This window comes from Buchnera aphidicola (Tetraneura ulmi), assembly GCF_964058925.1.
Taxonomy (GTDB): domain Bacteria; phylum Pseudomonadota; class Gammaproteobacteria; order Enterobacterales; family Enterobacteriaceae; genus Buchnera_D; species Buchnera_D aphidicola_B.
The window spans coordinates 120712-142979 of sequence record NZ_OZ060366.1; the positions used below are offsets into that span (position 1 = coordinate 120712).

The 22268-nt window shown below is 23.3% G+C and carries 18 protein-coding genes; 7 read left to right on the forward strand and 11 right to left on the reverse strand.

Annotated elements, in window-relative coordinates; all coding sequences use genetic code 11:
* Window positions 1-48: 48 nt before the first annotated feature.
* Window positions 49-2118, reverse strand: coding sequence for a glycine--tRNA ligase subunit beta (gene glyS, locus AB4W66_RS00585; RefSeq protein ID WP_367674961.1), 2070 nt, complete (start codon window positions 2116-2118; stop codon window positions 49-51).
* 29 nt (window positions 2119-2147) lie between these two features.
* The gene (gene glyQ, locus AB4W66_RS00590) at window positions 2148-3023 is read right to left on the reverse strand and encodes a glycine--tRNA ligase subunit alpha (RefSeq protein WP_367674962.1); all 876 of its coding nucleotides are present in this window, start codon (window positions 3021-3023) and stop codon (window positions 2148-2150) included.
* Window positions 3024-3285: 262 nt separating this feature from the next.
* Here glyQ and nfo point away from each other — a divergent pair, with 262 nt between their 5' ends.
* The gene (gene nfo / locus AB4W66_RS00595) at window positions 3286-4137 is read left to right on the forward strand and encodes a deoxyribonuclease IV (protein ID WP_367674963.1); all 852 of its coding nucleotides are present in this window, start codon (window positions 3286-3288) and stop codon (window positions 4135-4137) included.
* Between the two features lie 57 nt (window positions 4138-4194).
* Entirely contained in the window at window positions 4195-4482 is a 288-nt protein-coding gene (gene rplY / locus AB4W66_RS00600; protein WP_367674964.1) for a 50S ribosomal protein L25, read from the forward strand.
* A gap of 253 nt (window positions 4483-4735) precedes the next feature.
* Here rplY and AB4W66_RS00605 read toward each other — a convergent pair whose 3' ends face one another.
* Window positions 4736-5365, reverse strand: coding sequence for a DedA family protein (locus tag AB4W66_RS00605; protein WP_367674965.1), 630 nt, complete (start codon window positions 5363-5365; stop codon window positions 4736-4738).
* 543 nt (window positions 5366-5908) lie between these two features.
* Between AB4W66_RS00605 and rsmA the strand changes: the two genes are divergently transcribed.
* Together rsmA and AB4W66_RS00615 are read left to right on the forward strand one after the other, a co-directional pair.
* On the forward strand, window positions 5909-6748 hold the full coding sequence (rsmA, locus tag AB4W66_RS00610) for a 16S rRNA (adenine(1518)-N(6)/adenine(1519)-N(6))-dimethyltransferase RsmA (protein ID WP_367674966.1): 840 nt from the start codon (window positions 5909-5911) through the stop codon (window positions 6746-6748).
* Between the two features lie 66 nt (window positions 6749-6814).
* Window positions 6815-7663, forward strand: a complete 849-nt coding sequence (locus AB4W66_RS00615; protein ID WP_367674967.1) for a symmetrical bis(5'-nucleosyl)-tetraphosphatase — start codon at window positions 6815-6817, stop codon at window positions 7661-7663.
* Between the two features lie 16 nt (window positions 7664-7679).
* On the opposite strand, the gene folA is transcribed toward AB4W66_RS00615, so the two are convergent.
* The 6 genes from folA to ileS form a co-directional block, all read right to left on the reverse strand.
* Complete coding sequence (gene folA, locus AB4W66_RS00620; RefSeq protein WP_367674968.1) at window positions 7680-8183, reverse strand: type 3 dihydrofolate reductase; 504 nt, start codon at window positions 8181-8183, stop codon at window positions 7680-7682.
* Window positions 8184-8253: 70 nt separating this feature from the next.
* A complete protein-coding gene (carB, locus tag AB4W66_RS00625) occupies window positions 8254-11493 on the reverse strand; it encodes a carbamoyl-phosphate synthase large subunit (protein ID WP_367674969.1) in 3240 nt (1079 codons plus the stop codon).
* Window positions 11486-12655, reverse strand: coding sequence for a glutamine-hydrolyzing carbamoyl-phosphate synthase small subunit (gene carA / locus AB4W66_RS00630; protein ID WP_367674970.1), 1170 nt, complete (start codon window positions 12653-12655; stop codon window positions 11486-11488). The genes carB and carA overlap by 8 nt, the downstream gene beginning before the upstream one ends.
* A 109-nt stretch (window positions 12656-12764) precedes the next feature.
* Entirely contained in the window at window positions 12765-13544 is a 780-nt protein-coding gene (gene dapB / locus AB4W66_RS00635; protein WP_367674971.1) for a 4-hydroxy-tetrahydrodipicolinate reductase, read from the reverse strand.
* A gap of 222 nt (window positions 13545-13766) precedes the next feature.
* The gene (lspA, locus tag AB4W66_RS00640; RefSeq protein WP_367674972.1) at window positions 13767-14204 is read right to left on the reverse strand and encodes a signal peptidase II; all 438 of its coding nucleotides are present in this window, start codon (window positions 14202-14204) and stop codon (window positions 13767-13769) included.
* A gap of 12 nt (window positions 14205-14216) precedes the next feature.
* Window positions 14217-17048: an isoleucine--tRNA ligase gene (ileS, locus tag AB4W66_RS00645; protein ID WP_367674973.1), complete on the reverse strand. Its 2832-nt coding sequence runs from the start codon at window positions 17046-17048 to the stop codon at window positions 14217-14219.
* Between the two features lie 345 nt (window positions 17049-17393).
* Between ileS and rpsT the strand changes: the two genes are divergently transcribed.
* Window positions 17394-17657, forward strand: coding sequence for a 30S ribosomal protein S20 (gene rpsT / locus AB4W66_RS00650; RefSeq protein WP_367674974.1), 264 nt, complete (start codon window positions 17394-17396; stop codon window positions 17655-17657).
* 95 nt (window positions 17658-17752) lie between these two features.
* Here rpsT and dnaJ read toward each other — a convergent pair whose 3' ends face one another.
* Both dnaJ and dnaK read right to left on the reverse strand, forming a co-directional pair.
* A complete protein-coding gene (dnaJ, locus tag AB4W66_RS00655) occupies window positions 17753-18901 on the reverse strand; it encodes a molecular chaperone DnaJ (RefSeq protein ID WP_367674975.1) in 1149 nt (382 codons plus the stop codon).
* 134 nt (window positions 18902-19035) lie between these two features.
* Window positions 19036-20952 (reverse strand): molecular chaperone DnaK, encoded by a 1917-nt coding sequence (gene dnaK / locus AB4W66_RS00660; protein ID WP_367674976.1) that lies wholly within the window; start codon window positions 20950-20952, stop codon window positions 19036-19038.
* 211 nt (window positions 20953-21163) lie between these two features.
* Between dnaK and ndhC the strand changes: the two genes are divergently transcribed.
* Both ndhC and AB4W66_RS00670 read left to right on the forward strand, forming a co-directional pair.
* Window positions 21164-21535 carry an NADH-quinone oxidoreductase subunit A gene (gene ndhC, locus AB4W66_RS00665; protein WP_367674977.1) on the forward strand — a complete coding sequence of 124 codons (372 nt, stop codon included), beginning with the start codon at window positions 21164-21166 and terminating at the stop codon, window positions 21533-21535.
* A 74-nt stretch (window positions 21536-21609) separates the two neighbouring features.
* Entirely contained in the window at window positions 21610-22263 is a 654-nt protein-coding gene (locus tag AB4W66_RS00670) for an NADH-quinone oxidoreductase subunit B (RefSeq protein WP_367674978.1), read from the forward strand.
* The last annotated feature ends 5 nt before the right edge of the window (window positions 22264-22268 follow it).

The window sequence follows — 22268 nt, forward strand, 5'->3', positions numbered from 1 at the left end:
TATTTTTAAAATAATGTTCAAAACGATTTTTTTTATATTAGATTTTTTTTAAAGAAGAGAAAAATCAGCAATATAAAAAAATAGTTTTTTAATTTTGTTTAGTAAGTTTAATCTATTATTTTTTATTTTTTTGTTTTTATCATTAATAATTGTAATTTTGAAAAAATCCTCTATTGGATTATTTAAATTAATTAGATTAATAAGTATCTTATCGTGTTGTTGTGTTTTACATAAAAAATTAGTTTTTTTTTCTAAATCATTAGTTAAAGAAAATAATTTTTTTTCTTCTTTATTTTTAAATAAATTTTTATTAATTTTTTCTTCAATTTTAAATTTTGATTTTTTTAAGATATTAAATATTCTTTTGTATAAAGAAATTAATTTATTGTATTTTTTTTTTGTTTTTAAATTTGTGATAATTTTTATACAAGTATCAACGGTTATTGGATTTTTTGGTTTTGTGTTTAGTACGGATTTTATAATATTTGTTTCATAGCCTTTTTTTTTATACCAATCTAAATATCTATTAGAAAAAAAACAAATTAATTTTTTTTTAGATTCGTTACTATCATTTTTTTTAGAATATAATTTAAATGATGTTTTAATTATTTCTTCTAAATTTATTTTCATTTTTTTTTTTATCATGATTCGGATTATTCCTATTGCTGCTCTTCTTAAAGCAAACGGATCTTTTTCAGCAGAAGGGTATTTTTTTAAATAAAACATACCTGTTAATAAATCAATTTTATCTGATATAGATAAGATAGATCCTATTTTACTAGTTGGTAAATTATCTTTCAAAAATGATGGACTATATTGTTCTTTAATAGAAATAGCAATTTCTTGTTCTATCCCTTCATTTAATGCATAACTCATTCCAATTATTCCTTGTAGTTCTGGATAAGTTTTTACCATATTACTAATTAAATCACATTTAGAAATAATAGCTGCAAAAGTAGTTTTTTTTGTTAAAACTGGTTCTATTTTGTTAGAAATATATTCAGATATCTTTTTTATTCTATTTGTTTTATCGAACATATTTCCTAGTTTTTTTTCAAAATTAACTTTTTTTAATAAAGGTAATCTATCTTTTAATTTATATTTTTGGTCTTTTTTAAAGAAAAAATATGCATCTGATAATCGTGAATTTAGAACTTTTTCATGATCTTTAATAATTTTATTTTCTTCTAAAGATTTAATATTACTTACAAAAATAAAAAATTTTGTAATTTTGTTATTTTTTTTAAATATTGGAAAGTATTTTTGTTCTTTTTCTATAGTGTATATGATTATTTCTTTTGGTAAAATTAAAAATTTTTTTTTAAAATTAGCCATTTTTACAATTGGATATTCCACTAATGATGTTATTTCTTCAAGCAGTTTTTCGTTAATTTTTAATTTTCCATTTATTTTTTTGTTGATAATTTTTATTTTATTTAGAATAATTTCTTTTCTTTCTTTTAAACATGGGATTACTTTTCCTATTTTTATTAATTTTTCTGGATATTCAGATGCTTGTTTAATTGATATTTTTTGTTTTCCTAAAGATCTATGACCCATTATAACTCTTGAAGAACGAATTGAAAAAATATTACATGGAATTATTGTCTTATCTAGAATTATAGCAATGTTTCTTATTGGTCTAAAAAATTTTTGATTAGTTTCATTCCATCTCATTAGTTTTCCAAACGAAATTTTTTCAATAATTTTTTTTATGATCGGAATTAATAGTATTTGAATTTTTTTTCTTTTTTTAATTTTTCTATATGCTATCCACTCTCCAAAATTGTTTTTTAAACGAAATGTTTGTTCTATTTTTATTCCAATTTTTTTAGTCCAAGATAAAGCAGATAGGGTTGGTATTTTTTTATTATCAAAAGAATTAGAAATAGAAGGTCCTTTTTCTATGATTTCCATTTTTTTATTTTTCAAAAATAATTTTTCTACTTTTATAGACAGCCTTCTAGATGTAGCAAATGAATAAATTTTTTTGAAATCGATATTTTTTAAATTAAGTTCTTTTTTAAAGTATTCAAAAAATAATTTAGATATTTTATGTAATTTTTTTGCAGGTAAATCTTCGGTTCCTAATTCTATAAGTAATGTTTTTTTTTTCATAATTTTATGATATATAAAGTTATATAATTTTAATAATGTTGTTTATTTTTTAAATATGATTTAGCTATTTTTTTTGTTATTTCTTTAATTTTTAATATATAGTTTTGTCTTTCAGTAATTGAAATTGCTTGTCTCGATTCTAATAAGTTAAATATATGATTAGCATGTAATATTAATTCATATGCTGGAAATAGTAATTTTTTTTCAATCATTAATTCTGCTTCTATTAAATTTTTTTTAAATATTTCAATGAGAAATTCGATAGTTGCAAATTCAAAGTTATATTTAGAATGTTCTACTTCATTTCTTAAAAAAAGTTTTCCGTATGTAATTGTTTGTAAATAATTTTTTGACCAAATTAATTCATAAACATTTTTTTTATTTTGTATGTGTGCTACTATACGTTCTAGACCGTATGTTATTTCTATAGTTATTGGATAACAATCTAAACTTCCCATTTGTTGAAAATAGGTTATTTGTGTAATTTCTAATCCATTCAACCAAATTTCCCATCCCATACCCCAAGCTCCTAAAGTTGGATTTTTCCAATCGTCTTCTATAAATTGTATATCGTGTATTGAATTATCAATATTTAATTTTTTAAGTGAATTTAAATATATATCTAATATATTTTTAGGAACTGGTTTGATAAGTACTTGAAATTGATAATAGTGTTGTAATCTATTCGATGATTTTCCAAATCTACCATCATTAGGTCTTCTAGAAGCTTGTAGAAAAGCAATAGATATAGGTTTTGAATCTATTGTTCCAAAAAAGCTATTTGGGTGAAATGTAGCAGCTCCAACGGGTAAATCTGTTGGTTGAATAATTGCGCAACCTATTTTTGACCAATATTTTTGTAATGTAAAAATGACTTCTTGAAAACTTTTTTCTGTATTTTTCATTTTTTTTTGAATCAATATTTTGTTTTTTTATATGTTTAATTTAAAGATCATTAAAATAATATTTTTAGAAAATAAATAAAAAAAATATTTAAAAAAATTAATTATTTATATTTTAGAAGTATATTTTTTTCTTTAAAATATAGATTATACTTAGTATTTTATAAAAAGTAATTTATATTCATATATTTTAAAAATTATTTTCATAAAAATTTATTTTTTAAAGTTATATAATTATTTATTTCCATAATACAGGAATTTTTAGATGCGATATATAGGTGCTCATGTAAGTGCTTTAGGTGGTGTAGGTCAATCTGTTATTCGCGCTTCTAATATTAAAGCAAATGCATTTTCTTTTTTTACGAAAAATCAAAGACGTTGGAAATCTTTATCAATGAAAGTTGATGAGATTAATAATTTTAAAAATTTATGTAAAGAACATAACTTTTCGTATGATTATATTTTGCCTCATGCTAGTTATTTAATTAATCTTGGACATCCTAATAAGGATTTATTAAAAAAATCAAGAGAGTCTTTTATCGACGAAATTAAAAGATGTCAGTTATTAAATTTACGTTTTATAAATTTTCATCCAGGAAATCATTTGTATAGAATTAGTGAAGATTTATGTTTACAAAACGTTTCAGATTCTATTAATATAGCTATTCAATCTACAGAAAAAATCATTTTAGTAATTGAGAATACCGCAGGTCAGGGAAGTAGTATTGGTTATCGTTTTGAACATTTAGCAAAAATTATAGATAAAGTAGAAGATAAATCAAGAATTGGAGTTTGTTTGGATACTTGTCATTTATTTGCTTCAGGATATGAATTGAGAATAAAAGAATCATTCGATTCTACTTTTAAAAAATTTGAAAAAATTATAGGATTTCAGTTTTTATTTGCAATGCATTTAAATGATTCTAAAAAAGAATTGAATTCTCGTGTTGATAGACACGAAAATTTAGGAAAAGGTAAAATAGGTTATGAATGTTTTTCATGGATTATAAAAGATTATAGATTTTGTAGTATCCCATTGATATTAGAAACTCCTAATCATGATCATTGGGAAAAAGAAATATTTTGGTTACGTTCTAAGAATAATTTTTATACATAATCATCATTTCATATAATGAATGTATATTTTTTTTACTTTGATACAGGATTGTAGTTTATGATTGAGATAATAGCAGAAATTAGAAAAAAATTTGGTAGTAAAATAAGTCGAAGAATTAGAAAAAATAACAAGTTACCTGCTATAGTTTATGGTAAGAATAACAAAACGTTTGGAGTTGAAGTAGAACATGATAAGTTTATAAATTGTTTTAGAAGTAAAAATTTTTATATTCAAGATATAATATTAATTGTAGAAAATAAAAAATATTTAGTTAAAATAAAGAATTTAGATTGGCATGCTTTTAAAACAAAAATTTTACATGTAGATTTTCATTTAAAAGATTAATTTTTTTTAATTATTAATTTTTTATAAAAATTATATTTATGAATTTCTTTTAAGGATAAAATTGTTACTGTAGATTCTAAAATAATAGATTCAGTAACAATCTTAATTAAAAATATAAATTTTTAAACTTAGATATTTTTTTAAATTTTAAAAAATATTTATTTTTTTTATTTTAACAACAAAGAATTTTTAATTTTTATTAGTAACATATTCATAAAATTAGTAATATTTTTTTTGAATATATAAAAATTTTTTAAAAAAAATTTTTATTTTTTATATATTTTATTATAGTTAATATAGAAAAAAAAACTACTATAAATAAAAAAAATTTATTTATTAATTGAATATTTATTGAATTTTTTTTAATTATTTTGTTTATGTTGTTAATAGTAATTTCTGTAAATATTCCTGGGATTAGATATAGTGGAGGCCAAACTAAACATCCTATCAAATTGGGGAATATAATTTTTTTTAATGGTAAATTTAGTGTTCCCGCTATAATTGGAACAAATGGTCTAATTGGTCCAATAAGTTTCCCAATAAATATTGTTATAAAACAATATTTTAAAAGTGATTTTTTTATTTTTTCTATTAAAGAAATGTTTTTTTTAAATATTTTTAAATTATAAATCTGACATTTACATTTATATCCAATATAATAAGAGATCCAATCTCCAAGTATACATCCTATAAATCCGCATATCCAGGCAGAATAAAAGTTTATTTTTCCGTTTCCTATGAACGTTCCAAATAATGACATTAATATTAGTCCAGGTAGGATTAAACCAATAATAGCTAGAGATTCTAAGAATGAAACTATTGTTATAGTTAGTAATAAATATTTTGGATTTATTGTAAGTATGTAATTTGATAAAAATTCCATATTTTCTCTTTATTATTAATAATAATATATTTTTTTATTTTTCATAAAAATTAGGTTTTGTAAAAAATAGTTTTTGATATTTAAAATTTTATTTATAAAATTTTTTTTATATAGCCATAATAGTTTTAACATTATCTATGTTAAAATTAAAAAAATTTTTTTTTGAAATTATAAATAATTTTATTATACAATAATTTTCTTTTTATTACTTTTATAAAAAAATATTTTTTATATATATAAATTAATATTTTTAATGATATATTTTTTTATTTTTAATAATAAATTAAAATATAGAAATTAAAATCTAAGTACTTAAATTTTAAATTTAAATTATTTATTTATTTTTTTTATCTTTTTATAAAAAATATTTTTATTTTTTTTATATATTTTTTAAAAAACTACATCATTGGTTGTTTAAATTATAAATATTTTTATAAATTGTGTATTTAAAAAAAAAATTTTTATTTTAAAAAATAGAAGAAATTGAATTTGTAGTTCATTTTTGTTATAAAAATCTTATTAAAACTATAAAAAAAAATAAAAATGAAAGATAAAAAAAATTATTTTGGTCATAGAATATCTAAGAGTTTAGGACAACATTTTCTAGAAGATGATTTTTTTATTAAAAATATTATCAATTTTATTAATCCTAAACCAAAAGAAATTATGTTTGAAATTGGTCCTGGAATGGGTGCTTTAACTAAGCCTATATTATTATTAAATGATAATTTATCAGTAATAGAAATAGATAAAAATTTAGTTAATTTTTTAAAAAAAAATATAGTTAATAAAAGATTCAACATTTTTTTACAGGATGTATTGAAGTTTAATTTCAGAACTTTTTTTTCTGAAAATAAAAAAATAAGAATATTTGGAAATTTACCTTTTAACATTTCTAATAAAATAATTTTTTATTTAATGATTTTTAAAGATATTTTTTTTGATTTACATTTTTTATTACAAAAAGAAGTAGTGCAACGCTTATGTGCTATTCCGGATACAAAAGAATATGGTCGGTTAAGTGTTTTAATACAATATCATTTTAACGTTACATCATTATTTGATATACCTCCTACATCGTTTTTTCCTCTTCCAAAAGTACATTCTTCGTTTGTTAGGTTAATTCCTAATAAATTTCCACCAATTCTTTTAAGAGAAACTTATTATTTAAATTCAATTACAAAATTAGCTTTTTCTCAAAGGAGAAAAATTATTAAAAATAGTTTAAGTGGTTTATTTTCAGAAAATGAATTTTTAAAAATGAATATTTCTCCATTTTTAAGAGCAGAAAATTTAAATTTATTAGATTATTGTAGATTATCTAAATATTTGTCTTCGAAAAGATCTTGTTTACATACAAATGAACAAAAAAATGAATATTAGTGCAAAAAATTTTTATGGTTTTAAATTTTTTTTATTAATACATAACCTGTGAGAAAAAAAATAAATATGGCTACGTATATTGTGGGAGATGTTCATGGTTGTTTTGAAGAACTACAAGTTTTAATAAATATTTCTAATTTTAATCGGGAAAAAGACACTATTTACTTTACAGGAGATTTAGTTGCAAGAGGCTCCCTTTCTTTGCAAGTACTACAATATGTATATTCTCTTGGAAAATCAGCTAAAATAGTATTAGGGAATCATGATTTATATTTGTTATCTGTATATTTTTGCAAAAAAAAATACAATAAGTTGGATAATTTTGATAATTTATTAAAATTTCCAAGAATTGATAAATTAATGAATTGGTTAAAAGGTAATCCATTCTTGTATGTTGATAAAGAAAAAAAAATGATTTTATCTCATGCTGGAATACATCCTAAATGGAATATTTCTACAGCTTTAAAATGTTCTAAAGAAATAGAAGATGTTTTTTCTACTGATTGTCATGATTTAAATTTTTTAAAATTATTTCCTAATAATGATCATTATATTTGGAATAATAATTTAAAATTTCCAGATAGAATTTTTTTTATCATGAATGTTTTTACTAGAATGAGATTTTGTTATGAAAATGATTCAAAATTAGATTTTTTTTGTAAATCTGATTTAGATAAAAAAAATAATGTTCATTTATATCCATGGTTTAAAGATTTAAATAAAATTGATAAAAAATATAAAATTATTTTTGGACATTGGTCTTCTTTAAATAAGAAAAGTACAGATATACCAAAAAATGTGATTCCTTTGGATACAGGATGTTGTTGGGGAGGAGAATTGACTATGTATAGACTAGAAGATAAATCATATTTTAAAACTCCATGTTTTTCTTTAAAAAAAAATAAATTAAAATAAATTAGGAATTATTTTTTTATTTTTTTATTTTTTCTAAAATCTCAAAATTATACTTAAATAGTTTTAAATTGATTAAATTTTTGTATTTTTTATAATATATTCTTTTCCAAAGTAAATTATTATATTTTGGAAAATATGTATCTCCTTCAATTTTTTTATTGATATGTGTTAAGTATAATCGATTAGCATATTTTAAACTCTGTTTATATACATTTCCTCCTCCAATAATCATTATTTCTTTTTTATTTTTTGCAGCTTGAATAGCTTTAATAAAAGAGTTAACCCAAAAAATATTTTTTGTATTCTTCTTTGTGGTTATATTTCTAGAAATAATTATATTTTGTCTCATGGGAAGAGGGTTTTTCAAGGAATCCCAGGTTTTTCTTCCCATGATTATACTTTTATTTATTGTATTTTTTTTAAACCATTTTAGGTCATTAGGAATAGTATTCCATGGAAGTTTTTTATTTTTTCCAATTACATAATTTCTAGACATTGCTGCAATTATACTAATAAACATTTGTTAATCCTTTAAGAATTTATAAAAAATGTATTAAATATTTAAAAAATTTATAGTTTTTATTATTGTATTAACTATTGGTATTTTTAATTTTTTTATGTAATTCTTGTATTGAAATAACTGATTTTGTTGGATTATAATTTAGTGCTGTTATCGTCGCTAAAGCTGCATTTATAGTAGAATCATAGTGTATTTTTTGTTTTATAGCTTCATAAAAAATTATTTTTGAATCATTTTTATCTTTTTTTATAGAAGTGGTGTTTATTATATAAGAGTATTCACCATTTTTTAAATAATTTTTTACATTAGGACTAGGTTCTTGAATTTTATTAACTTGTCTAGATGATATTCCATGCTTTTTTAAAGCAATTGATGTTCCTTCGGTAGCGTCTAGTTTGAATCCATAATTTTTCAATTTAATAGCAATACTTATTATATTTTTTTTATCTGAATCTTGTACTGATAGTAATGCTCTTCCTACTTTTTGTATATTAAATTCTGCTGCTAATATAGCTTTAGAAAATGCTTCTGAGAAATTTTTTCCAATTCCCATTACTTCTCCAGTAGAACGCATCTCAGGACCTAAAAATGGATTTGCTCCAGGAAATTTATTAAATGGTAATGTTACTTCTTTTACTGAATAAAATGGAGGATTTATTTCTTTTATATGTTTTTGTTTTTTTAACGATATTCCACACATTACTTTAACAGCAATTTTAGCTAGTGGCAATCCAGTAGCTTTAGAAAGAAATGGAATTGTTCTAGATGCTCTTGGATTAACTTCTATTATATATATAATTTTATTTTTAACTGCAAATTGTATGTTTATTAAACCTTTAATATCTAATTCTAAAGCTATTTTTTTTACTTGTAATCTTATTTCTTGCTTTATTTCATTATCTAATGTATATGTTGGTAAAGAACATGCCGAATCACCTGAATGAACACCTGCTTGTTCTATATGTTCCATAATTCCTCCAATAAGAACATTATTTCCATCACATATAGCATCTACATCAACTTCTATTGCATTTTTTAAATATTGATCTAATAATACAGGAATATTTTTTTTGTAAATTTTTTGTATATTTAAAAAATATTTTTTTAGTTCTTTTTTATTATAAAGAATTTTCATGTTTTTTCCTCCTAGAACATACGAGGGTCTTGCCATAATTGGGAATTTAATAAATTTAAGTTGTAAAAATGCTTCTTCTATTGTTTTTACTGTTTTATTTTTTGGTTGTTTTAAATTTAATTTAGTTACTATTGATTGAAATTTGTTTCTATCTTCTGCTTTATCAATTGATTGTGTCTTAGTCCCAATTATATTTATTCCTTCTTTTTTAAAATATTTAGCTAATTGTAATGGTGTTTGTCCACCACATTGAATAATTATACCTTTTGGTTTTTCTATCCTTATTATCTCTAATATATCTTCTAAAGTTATTGGTTCAAAATATAATCTATTAGATATATCATAGTCAGTAGATACTGTTTCAGGATTACAATTTATCATTATTGCTTGGTATCCTTCTTCTTGTAAGGATTGAGCTGCATGTACGCAACAATAATCAAATTCAATTCCTTGTCCAATTCTGTTTGGTCCTCCTCCAAGTATTATAATTTTTTTTTGGTTATTTTCTTCTGGATTAGATTCACATTCTTCTTCCCAAGTAGAATACATGTATGCTGTTTGACTAATAAATTCAGCTGAACAAGAATCTATTCTTTTATAGACTGGATGTAAATTCAGTTTATATCTTTTTTTTCTAATTTTAGATTCTGTTGTATTCATCAATACAGATATTCTTTTATCTGAAAAACCTCTTTTTTTAATATTTTTTAAGAAATTAAAAGTAATATTTTTTAGTTTCATAACTTTTATTTTTTTTTCTATATTTATTAATTCATGAATTTGAGTTAAAAACCATTTGTCAATATTAGTAAGACTTGCAATTTCTTGTATAGACATTCCATATCTAAATGCATCAGCTATATACCATATTCTGTTTGATCCTGGATTCTTTAATTCGTATTTAATAGTTTTAAAAAAATCTGGAATAGACGAATTTAGTATCGAATCAAATCCATTTTTATTTATTTCTAGACCTCTAATTGCTTTTTGAATAGATTCTTGAAATGATCTACCTATAGCCATTACTTCTCCAACAGATTTCATTTGAGTTGTTAGTCGATCGTTACACCCAGGAAATTTTTCAAAATTAAATCTTGGAATTTTTATTGCTACGTAATCTATAGAAGGTTCAAAGGCTGCGGGCATATTAACCCCAGTTATATCATTTTTTATTTCGTCTAAAGTATATCCAATAGATAATTTTGCTGAAATTTTTGCAATTGGAAAACCAGTGGCTTTGGATGCTAAAGCAGAAGATCGAGATACTCTTGGGTTCATTTCTATAACAATCATTTTTCCATTTTTAGGATTAATTGCAAATTGTACGTTAGCCCCTCCTGATTCAACTCCAATTTCTTTTAGAATATCGATCGAAGCATTTCTCATTGTTTGATATTCTTTGTCTGTTAAAGTTTGTGCAGGAGCAATTGTAATAGAATCACCTGTATGTATTCCCATTGGATCAAAATTTTCAATCGAACAAACTATAATACAATTGCTGTTTTTATCTCTAATAGCTTCCATTTCGTATTCTTTCCATCCAATTAGAGACTCATCGATTAACAGTTCTTGATTTGGAGAAATATGTAATCCTAATTTACAAATTTTTTCAAATTCTTTTTTGTTGTATGCAATTCCACCACCAGAACCTCCCATTGTAAATGATGGTCTAATAATACAAGGTAATCCTATTTTTTCTAAAATTAAATAAGCAGAATCCATATTTTTTGCAATTCCACAACGAGCGGTATTTAAACCAATTTTTTTAATTGATTTCTCAAATAATCTTCGATTTTCTGCTTTTTCGATAGATTTAATGTTTGTACCTATAATTTCGACGTTGTTTTTTAGTAAAATATTTTTTTTGTATAATTGTAATGCACAATTTAAAGCAGTTTGCCCTCCCATAGTAGGTAGTAAAGCATTTGGTTTTTCTTTTTCAATTATTTTTTCAATAATTTTCCAATGAATAGGTTCAATATATGTTTTATTAGAAATATCTGGATCTGTCATTATTGTGGCTGGATTTGAATTGACTAAAATTGTTTCATACCCTTCTTCTTTAATTGCTTTGCAAGCTTGTGTCCCTGAATAATCGAATTCGCAAGCTTGTCCAATAACTATTGGTCCTGCTCCTAAAATTAAAATTGATTTTATGTCGTTTCGTTTAGGCATTTATTTTTTTCTCATTTTTTTTAAGAGTATTTTTTTTATATTTTTTCATCAATTTAATAAAAGAATTAAATAAAGATGATGCATCATGAGGTCCAGGACTAGATTCGGGATGACCTTGAAAACTTAAAACTGGTTTATCAGATCTAGACAGTCCTTGAATACTATTATCAAATAATGATTTGTGTGTGATTAATAGTTGCTCTGGAATATTTTTGTAATCTACAGTAAATCCGTGATTTTGTGATGTTATTATTACTTTTTTTGTTTTTATATCTTGTACTGGATGATTACTTCCATGATGACCAAATTTCATTTTTTTGATTTTTGCTCCACTAGATAACGCAAGTAATTGATGCCCAAAACAAATTCCAAACATAGGTATATTAGTTTTTAGAAATAACTGAATGGAATTTATTGAATCTTTGCATAATCTTGGATCTCCTGGACCATTTGAAAAAAAGATTCCGTCAGGTTTTAGTTTTAATACATAATTAGCATTTGTTTCTGCTGGAACAACTGTTAGATTGCAATTTTTTAACTGTAACATTTTTAATATATTTTTTTTAATTCCATAATCATAAACAACAACGTTGAATTTTTCTTTTATTTTTTTACAAGAATTTGTATTCCAATGATATATTTTCTTTGTAGTAACTTTTTTAGTTAGATCTGTTTTTTTTATTGTTGAAAAATTTTTTGCTTTTGTAAGACAGAAATTGTAATAATTATAAATATTATTTTTTTTAGTTGCAAAAATACATCCATTTTTAGATCCTGAATTTCTAAGAATATGAGTTAGTTTTCTAGTATCAATATCAGAAATTGCAATAATTTTATTTTTTTTTAAATATTGATCTAAATTTTCTTGAGATTTATAATTGCTAGAACAAAGAGAAAGATTCCTTAAAATAATTCCTTTAACATGTATTTTTTCAGATTCATAATCATCATTATTAATTCCAACATTTCCAATATTGGGGTAAGTAAAAGTTATTATTTGTTCAGCATATGATGGATCTGTAAGAATTTCTTGATATCCTGTCATAGAAGTATTAAAAACTACTTCTCCTACAGATTTTCCTGTTGAACCTATTGATATACCATAAAACACGGATCCATCTTCTAAAACTAACATTCCAGATTTGTTCAAAGTTTTCTCCAATGTATATAAAGTATTATATAATTTGAATAGAATAGTTTAAATATTTTTAGATTTTTTAATTTGATCTATTTATTTAAAACAAATTTATAATTTTATAAAATTTAATATTTTATTTTATATCTAACACTTCTTGCATATTAAATAACCCAGTTTTTTTTGATTGTAACCAAATAGCTGCATCTATTGCTCCATTTGCGAAAATTTTTCTGTTTATAGATTTATGAGTAATTTCTAAATATTCCCCTAAAAATGAAAAAAAAATGCTGTGTTCACCACTAATATCTCCCATTCTAATAGATGAAATATCGATATTTTTTATTTCTTGATATTTTTTATAAAATGTTTCATTTATTACTTTTTTTAAAGTAAGAGCTGTTCCCGAAGGAGAATCTATTTTCTTATTGTGATGATATTCAATTATTTTTACTTCAGATTTTTTTCCAATAATTTTTGTGATATCTTTAATGATTTTAATTAATATGTTAATTCCTGTACTAAAATTAGAAGATAATACGACACCTATTTCTTTAGAAACGTTTTTTATTTTTAGTTCTTCTTTTTTATTAAAACCAGTGGTGCCAATAACAATTTTTTTTTTATTTTTTTTACAAAAATCAATGTATTCCATAGTTTTTTTTGGATGAGTAAAATCTATTAATACATCAAAATTTTTTTTAGATAGTTCAAAATCAGAACAAATATTAATATTAGTTGAATCTAATTTAAGAATATTTCTAATATCTTTTCCTATGTATTTTTTGTTTCTAGATGATATGACTGTTGTTAAAATAGCTTTTGAATTATAGTTATTTATTAGTTGTTTAATTAATATTCTTCCCATTCTACCCAATGCGCCTGATATAGCAATTTTTATTATTTTATTATTCATAATATTATAATTTCACAATTTATAGGTTGTTTATTAGTAGATAATAATTAATATTTTTATAAAAATATTAAAAAAAATGTTTTCTTATTTATAAGAAGTTTTTTTGTTTTTTTACAAGTTGGTTTATTTAATTATTTTGATTTTTTTTGGATTAGTTATAGTACAATTTTAATTGTACAATATTTTTTTATTTAATTTAAATAGTAGGTGATTGTTTCTTTTTTATTTTTTTATATTCTTTTCAAATAAGATGCATAACATTCCAAAAAAAATACTAATATCTGAAATATTAAAATTTGGAAAATGAAATTTATATATTTTAAAATCAATAAAATCTGTTATATATCCATAATGGATTCTATCTATTAGATTTCCAATTGCTCCACTTATTATCAATAAGTCATAGATTTTTATAGTATTTTTTTTATTTAAATAAAGAATATATATTGCACATATAATAAAGTTTAAAGCAAATAAATATTTTTTTTGTTGTGATAACGTTCCAAATACAATTCCATAATTATGAACATTTGAAATATTTAGAATTGATATAATATGTTTATTTTGGTTTAATTCAATGTTTTCGTTTATCCATTTTTTTGTTAAATAATCAAATAGAATTATTATATAATAAACTAAAAAGATTTTTATTTTTTTCATTTTTTTATTTTTTTAGAAAAAGAATCTGTTTTCTCCGTTTCCTTTTGTATTTAAAATGCATCTAGGACAGATTTCTTGTTTTATTGTATTTTTAAATAAATTAGAAATTTGATTTGAATAGTAATGCCAACATCGTGGACATTTTTCTCCTTTTATTTTTTTGATTTTAATTTTTAGTCCATTTATTTTTTTATTTTCAATTATTTCTACAGGTGCTTCATTATATTCTTTAATTTTTACAGAAGAAGTTAAAAATATAAATTTTAGTTCTTTTTTTGTTATTGAAAGAATTTTAAAAAGTTTTTTTTCAACGTATAATGTTAAATTCAATTCTAAAGAATTTTTTATTATTTTTTTCTTTTTATAAGAATCTAGAATTTTATTTATTTCATGTCGAATTTTTATTAAAGAATTCCATTCTTGTGTTTTTATCTTTTCTTTATCAGATAAAAAGAATAAATTTGTATACCATTCTTGAATAAAAATACAACCATCATCATTAATATTATCGATTCTAGATAAATAATTCCAAATTTCATCTGCTGTAAAGGATAATATTGGTGCTATCCATCGGACTAGGGATTGTAAAATATGATAAAAACTCGTTTGACAACTTTTGTATGAATTACTAGTTTTTTTAGTTGTATATTGTCTATCTTTTGTTATTTCAAAATAAAAAGAACTAAGTGTAATTGAACAAAATTTAGTTATTTTTTGTACGATTTCGTGAAATTTATATTTTGAATATAAAAATATTATTTTTTTTTGTGTTTTTTTTGTTTTGTCAATTATCCATTTGTCTATAAATATCATTTTAGATGGACAAATTAGATCTTTTTTGGGATTAAAATTATTTAAATTAGACAAAAGAAATCTTGATGTATTTCTAATTTTTTTATATATTTCAGAAAGTTGTTGAATAATTTTTTCTGAGATCGAAATATCATTGGTATAATCAATAGAAGCTACCCATAAACGTAATACGTCAGCACCTAGATTTTTTATAATTTTTTTTGGACTTATTGTGTTTCCTTCTGATTTTGACATTTTTTTTCCTGCTTGATCCACAACAAAACCATGTGTTAAAACAGAATAGTAAGGTGCCGTATTTTCTATAGCACAAAAAATCATCAATGATGACATGAACCAACCTCTATGTTGATCAGAACCTTCTAAATAAATATCCGCATGTTTTCTATTTAAAAACTCTTTTCTATTTAAAATAGAAAATTGGCTGCATCCAGATTCAAACCAAACGTCTAAAATATCATTATTTTTAACATAATCATGATATTTTTTTCCTAGTAATTCTTTAGGATCTAGTTCCCACCAAGCTTCAATTCCTTTTTCTTCTACTAATAGTGCTATTTTTTTTATTAATTCAAAAGTATTTGGATGAATATTTTTGGTTTCTTTATGTATAAATAGTGGAATAGGAACCCCCCATGTTCTTTGTCTAGATATACACCAATCTGGTCTGTTATTTAACATTGAATTAAATCTTGATTGTGCTTTTTTTGGTATCCAAGAAACATTTTTAATAGATTTAATTGACGTTGATAGTAGTTCTTTTTTTTTCATACTAATAAATAATTGAGGGGTTGCTCTATAAATAATTGGTTTTTTATGTCTCCAACAATGCTGATAATTATGTTCTATGAGATCTATTTTTAATAAATTTTTATCAAGTAAAGAAAATATTATTTTTTCTACTTTGTTTATTTTAATTCCATCAATTTTAGGATGTATGTTTTTTTTATATTGTCCATTAGAATTAACTAAATGGATTGTAGTAATAGAATATTTTTTACTTGCAATATAGTCTTCTATTCCATGATCCGGTGCTGTGTGTACTAGACCGGTACCAATTTCTTCGGTTACATGATTAGATAAAATAATAGGTATTGTATAATTTAGAAAAGGATGTTTAAATTTTATTAATTCAAGTTTTTTCCCTACTATTTCGCTTATTATTTTGTAATTTTGAATATTTATTTTTTGTATTGTTTTATTGGTTGTATTTTTTGAAATAATATAAAGAAAATGTTTAGTTTCTATCAATTGATAACAATTTTTAGAATTTATTGATATTGCTCTACTAGCAGGTAGAGTCCAAGGAGTTGTAGTCCATATTATTGCATATATCTTTTTCTTGCTTTTAATATTGAATTTTTTTTTAAGTTCATGATCGTTCTTTGCTTGGACTCGAAAAAATATTGAGTATGTTTTCTTTTTTAAATATTCTGTTTCAGCATCAGAAAGTGAAGATTCACACTTAGTACACCAAGGTACAGGTTTTAATTCTTGATATACATGACCTTTTTGTATAATTTTTCCTATTGATTCTATAATTTTTGATTCTGATGCTTTATTCATAGTTAAATATGGATTTTTCCAATCTGCTAATACTCCTAATCTAATGAATTCTTTTTTTTGAATTTTAACTTGAGTAGATGCATATTTTCTACAGAGTTCTCTAAATTTTTTTTTAGATACGTTTATTCCAGGTTTCCCTACTTTTTTTTCGATTTGTTGTTCAATAGGAAGTCCGTGACAATCCCAAGTAGGAATATATGGAGCGTTATATCCACTCATATTTTTAGATTTTATTATTATATCTTTTAAAATTTTATTAACGGCATGTCCTATATGAATGTTTCCATTTGCATATGGAGGACCATCTTGTAGAAAAAAGATTGGTTTATTTTTTTTATTTTTCCTAATTTTTTCGTATAAATTAGTATCTTTCCATTTTTTTATTGTTTCTTTTTCTTTTTTTGGTAAATTTCCTTTCATAGGAAATTTAGTTTTTGGAAGGTTTAAAGTAAATTTATAATTTTTCATTTTTTTTCTCTGTATAAATATTTTTATTTTTTTTAGAATTTTTAATATATTAATATAAAAAAATTTTATAAAAATATAATGAATAATTTCATAAATGTATAAATTAATTGAGTGTTAATTTATTAATTAAGTGTATTCTAAAAATAATAGTGTATTCTAAAAATAATAATCAATGAATATAAATTTATGAAATAAAATGATTGCATGTATTTTTTTATAAAAAATCATTTTTTTCTTTTACAAAATTTTTTATAAAATTTTTAAAAATTATAAAATTGATGTTTTTATTAATAATACTTTTTATTATAAATTTTACAAATTATTTATTCATACAAAGGTTTTAATATGGCTAATATAAAATCCTCAAAAAGAGATGCAATAAAGTCTAGAAAGAAAAGAACAGAAAATATAAAAAAAAGATCTATGATTAAAAATATTATGAAAAAAGTACATTTAGAAATAATTAACGGAAAAAAGAAAGAAGCTGAAATTGTGTTTCGAAAAATGCAATCTGTTTTAGATCGATTTGCAACAAGGGGAATAATACATAAAAACAAAGCTGCTAGACATAAAAAAAATTTTTCCTTAAAACTTAAAAAGTTAGCATAATAATTTTTTATTAAACTGAATAAAATTCATACATAATTAAATATGTAGAAAACAATAGGTATTGCTTCTTGATTATTGAAGCAATACTTTTTCAATTAACGTTTCCTTGTTGTTAAATCGTCAAAAAATCTTTTAACTCCATCAAAAAATCTTTTAGAACGAGGGTTATTTTTTTCTCCTTTGAATCCTCCTAAACTTTCTCCTAATTTATATAATAGATGTTTTTGTTCACTGTTTAATCGAATAGGAGTTTCTACAAATATTTTACAAAAAAGATCACCTTTTCTTCTATTTTTTATAGAAGTAACTCCTTTTTTTGGTATTCTAAAAATCTTTCCAGATTGAGTTTCTGCAGGTATTTTAAATTTTACTTTTCCATTTAATGTAGGAACTTCTAAATTTCCTCCTAATGCAGCCATACAAAAGTCAATAGGTACTTCACAGTATAAGTCGTTTTCTTTTCTTTTAAAAATGGGATGTTTTTTTACAGTAACATGTATGTATAAATCTCCAGATGAAGAATTGTTTTTTCCAGCCTCTCCTTCTTTTTGTAACTTTATTTGATCATTTGTATTAATTCCTGCTGGAATTTTTATGGATATAGATTTAATTTTTTCTATTCTTCCATGTCCATGGCAAGTAAAACAAGGATTTTTTATTATTATTTTTTGACCTTGACAAGTCGAACATGTTTGTTGAACAGTAAAGAATCCTTTTCTCATTTGTATTTTTCCAGATCCATTACAAGTAGGACAGTTTTTTTTTTGAGTTCCTGGAGTAGCACCAGTTCCATGGCAAATATTACATTTTTGTAGTATTGGAATTCGAATTATTTTTTTAACACCTTGTACAGCTTCTTCAAGGGTTATTTCTATGTTATATCTTAAATCGGATCCTCTTTTAGATTGTTGTTGTCCATTTCCAAAAATATCTCCAAAAACGTCTCCAAAAATGTCGCTAAAATCTGAAGTAGTTTCAAAACTACTGCTAAACCCACTACTATTAAATCCTGAATTTTGTTGAAATGCATTATGGCCGTATTGGTCGTATGATTCTCTTTTTTTTGGATCTATAAGAATTTCGTATGCTTCTTTAATTTCTTTAAATTTAGTTTCTGCATTTTTATCTCCTTGATTTCTATCAGGGTGGTATTTCATAGCTAATCGTTTATATGCTTTTTTTATTTCTCTTTCACTAGATGCTTTTGTTATTCCTAAAGTATAATAATAATCTTGTTTTGTCATTTTTTAACATTTTTCCTGTACTAATATAATATATTCTTTTCACGGGAGCGGGGTTTTCCCACTCCTGTGTTATGGAATAGCAGATTTTTTTTATTTTATTTTTTTTTAATTTTTTTTATAGAAAAAAATTGTTTTTATTTTTTTGTATCTTTAACTTCTTCAAATTCAGCATCTACTACATTATCTTCTTTCTTTGTAGAGTCATTTTTTTTATAATTGAAATTGTCAGAGTTTTCGTCTTCTTTTTTTTCTTTTAGCATCTCGGATGAAATTTTTAATAAATTTTGAATATTTTTTTCAATTTCTTCTTTGTTTTCTCCTTTTAAAGAGAAATCTAAATCATTAATTGATTTTTGTATTTTATTTTTTGTTTCTTCTGTTATTTTTGATTCTGTTTCTTTCAATTGTTTTTTAGTACTGTGAGATAGTTGATCACCTTGATTTCTTATTTTGACTAATTCTTCAAATTGACGATCTGATTCTGAATTAGATTCTGCATCAGAAACCATTTTTTTAATTTCAGATTCGTTTAGTCCTGAAGATGCTTTAATGGTAATTTTTTGTTCTTTTCCAGTATTTTTATCTTTTGCAAATACGTGTAATATTCCATCAGCATCTATATCGAATGTAACCTCTATTTGAGGTACTCCTCTTGGAGCAGCTTGGATTCCATCTAAATTGAATTGACCTAGAGATTTATTATCAATCGATCGTTTTCTTTCTCCTTGTAAAACATGTATGGTTACAGCTGATTGATTATCTTCTGCAGTAGAGAATATTTGACTGTGTTTTGTAGGTATGGTAGTATTTTTATTTATAACAGTTGTCATAACACCACCCATAGTTTCAATTCCTAAAGATAACGGAGTTACATCTAGTAATAGTACATCTTTTACGCTTCCAGATAATACTCCTCCTTGTACAGCAGCTCCTACAGCTACAGCTTCGTCTGGATTAACATCTTTTCTAGGAGTTTTTCCAAAAAAATCTGAAACTATTTTTTGAACCATAGGCATTCTTGTTTGTCCACCTACCAAGATTACATCATTAATGTCTGAAACAGATAATTTTGCATCTTTTAATGCTATTTTTACTGGTTCAATGGAACGAGTTACTAAATCTTCTACTAAAGATTCTAATTTAGATCTAGTTACTTTAATATTTAAATGTTTTGGACCGGAAGCATCAGCTGTAATATATGGTAAATTCAAGTCGGTTTGTTGAGCTGAAGAAAGCTCAATTTTTGATTTTTCTGCTGCTTCTTTTAAACGTTGCATAGCTAGGGGATCACTTCTTAAATCCATTCCTTGTTCTTTTTTAAATTCTTGTACTAAATAATTTATAATTCTACTATCGAAATCTTCTCCACCTAGATGGGTGTCACCATTTGTTGCTAGTACCTCAAATGTTTTTTCCTCATCAACATCATCAATTTCAATTATAGAAATATCGAAAGTACCTCCTCCAAGGTCGTAAACTGCAATAGTTCTATTTCCCTTTCCTTTATCTAGACCATATGCTAAAGCTGCAGCAGTTGGTTCATTAATTATTCTTTTTATTTCCATTCCAGCAATTTTTCCAGCGTCTTTTGTAGCTTGTCTTTGTGCATCATTAAAATAAGCGGGAACTGTAATAACTGCTTCTGTAACTTTTTCCCCTAGATAGTCTTCTGCTGTTTTTTTCATTTTTTTTAAAACTTCAGCAGAAATTTGAGGTGGTGCAACTTTTTTGTTTTTTATATTTATCCAGGCATCTCCGTTTTTTGATTTGACAATTTCATAAGGCATTATTTTAATATCACGTTGAACCTCTTCATCTTTAAAACGTCTTCCAATAAGTCTTTTTATTGCAAAAAGTGTATTTTTAGGATTTGTAATTGCTTGTCTTTTTGCAGGTTGTCCTACAAGTATTTCTCCTTCTTTTGTATATGCTATAACAGAAGGAGTAGTTCTTTCTCCTTCTGAGTTCTCAAGTACTTTTGCTTTTTTCCCATCCATTATAGCTATACAAGAATTAGTGGTTCCCAAATCTATCCCAATAATTTTTCCCATTTATTCCTCCTAATTTTTGGGTAAAGTCTATTCTAAAATTAATTACATCTAATAACCATTAGATGGGGGCTATTTGCATTCCATCAAGGGGATTAAAAAAAACTAATTTTAAAAAAAATAAATTTTTTATTAAAGGCATACTTCAATTTTTAAAATCGAATAATTAATTATGATATAATAATTTTTTATTTAATGTATGTCTGGAACGAGTATGTCTACCTTTTATACTTCTTTTTTTTCACATTTTTCTTTTTTGTACTTTATATTTCTATCTTTTTTAATAGTATTTGCAATGCTTTTATTTGGATGGTTATTAGGAGAAAAATCTAGAGATAAAAAAAACATCCCTTTTGAATCTGGGATAGATGGTATTTCTAATATTGATTTTTGTTATTCTGTTAAATTCTATCTAGTAGCTATGATTTTTGTTATTTTTGATGTTGAAGTTATTTATATATATTCTTGGGTGACAACTATAAATGATACTGGATGGATTGGTTTTGTAGAAATGATGTTTTTTGTTTTTGAATTGTTGGTTGGTTTGGTGTATGTGGTTAAACTTGGAATTTTAGATTGGTCTTAATTTTAAAAAAATTTTGATATTTAATAAATCATTTATTGATAGTTTTTTATATTATTTTTTTTGTGGAAAATAAAATGAAATATACATTAACTAATACAAAAAATATAAGTAGTAAAAATGTTTTAGATAAAAATAGTAAGATGAAAGATATGGGTCAAAAAAATATTATTTTTGGTAAGTTATCAACTTGGTTACGTGTTTTAGTTAACTGGGGAAGGAAAAATTCTTTATGGCCCTACAATTTTGGATTATCTTGTTGTTATGTTGAAATGGTAACAGCGTTTACTTCCGTTCATGATGTCAGTCGTTTTGGTTCTGAAGTGTTGAGAGCATCTCCTAGACAATCAGATTTTATGGTAATATCGGGAACTCCATTTATAAAAATGGTTCCAGTAATTAAGAGAATATATGATCAAATGTTAGAACCTAAGTGGGTTATTTCAATGGGTGCTTGTGCTAATTCTGGTGGAATGTACGATATTTATTCTGTGGTACAAGGAATAGATAAAATATTACCAGTAGACGTATATGTACCTGGTTGTCCACCTAGACCTGAATCTTACATACAAGCTTTGAAATTATTGCAAGAAACTATTTCTAAAGAAAGAAGACCTTTATCCTGGGTATTAGGGGATCAGAATGTTTATAAGAAAAAAACAAATGATAAAGTTTTTTCTAAAAATAAAGAAATACCAATAGTAAATTATTGGAGTGATTTTAAAAAATAATTTAT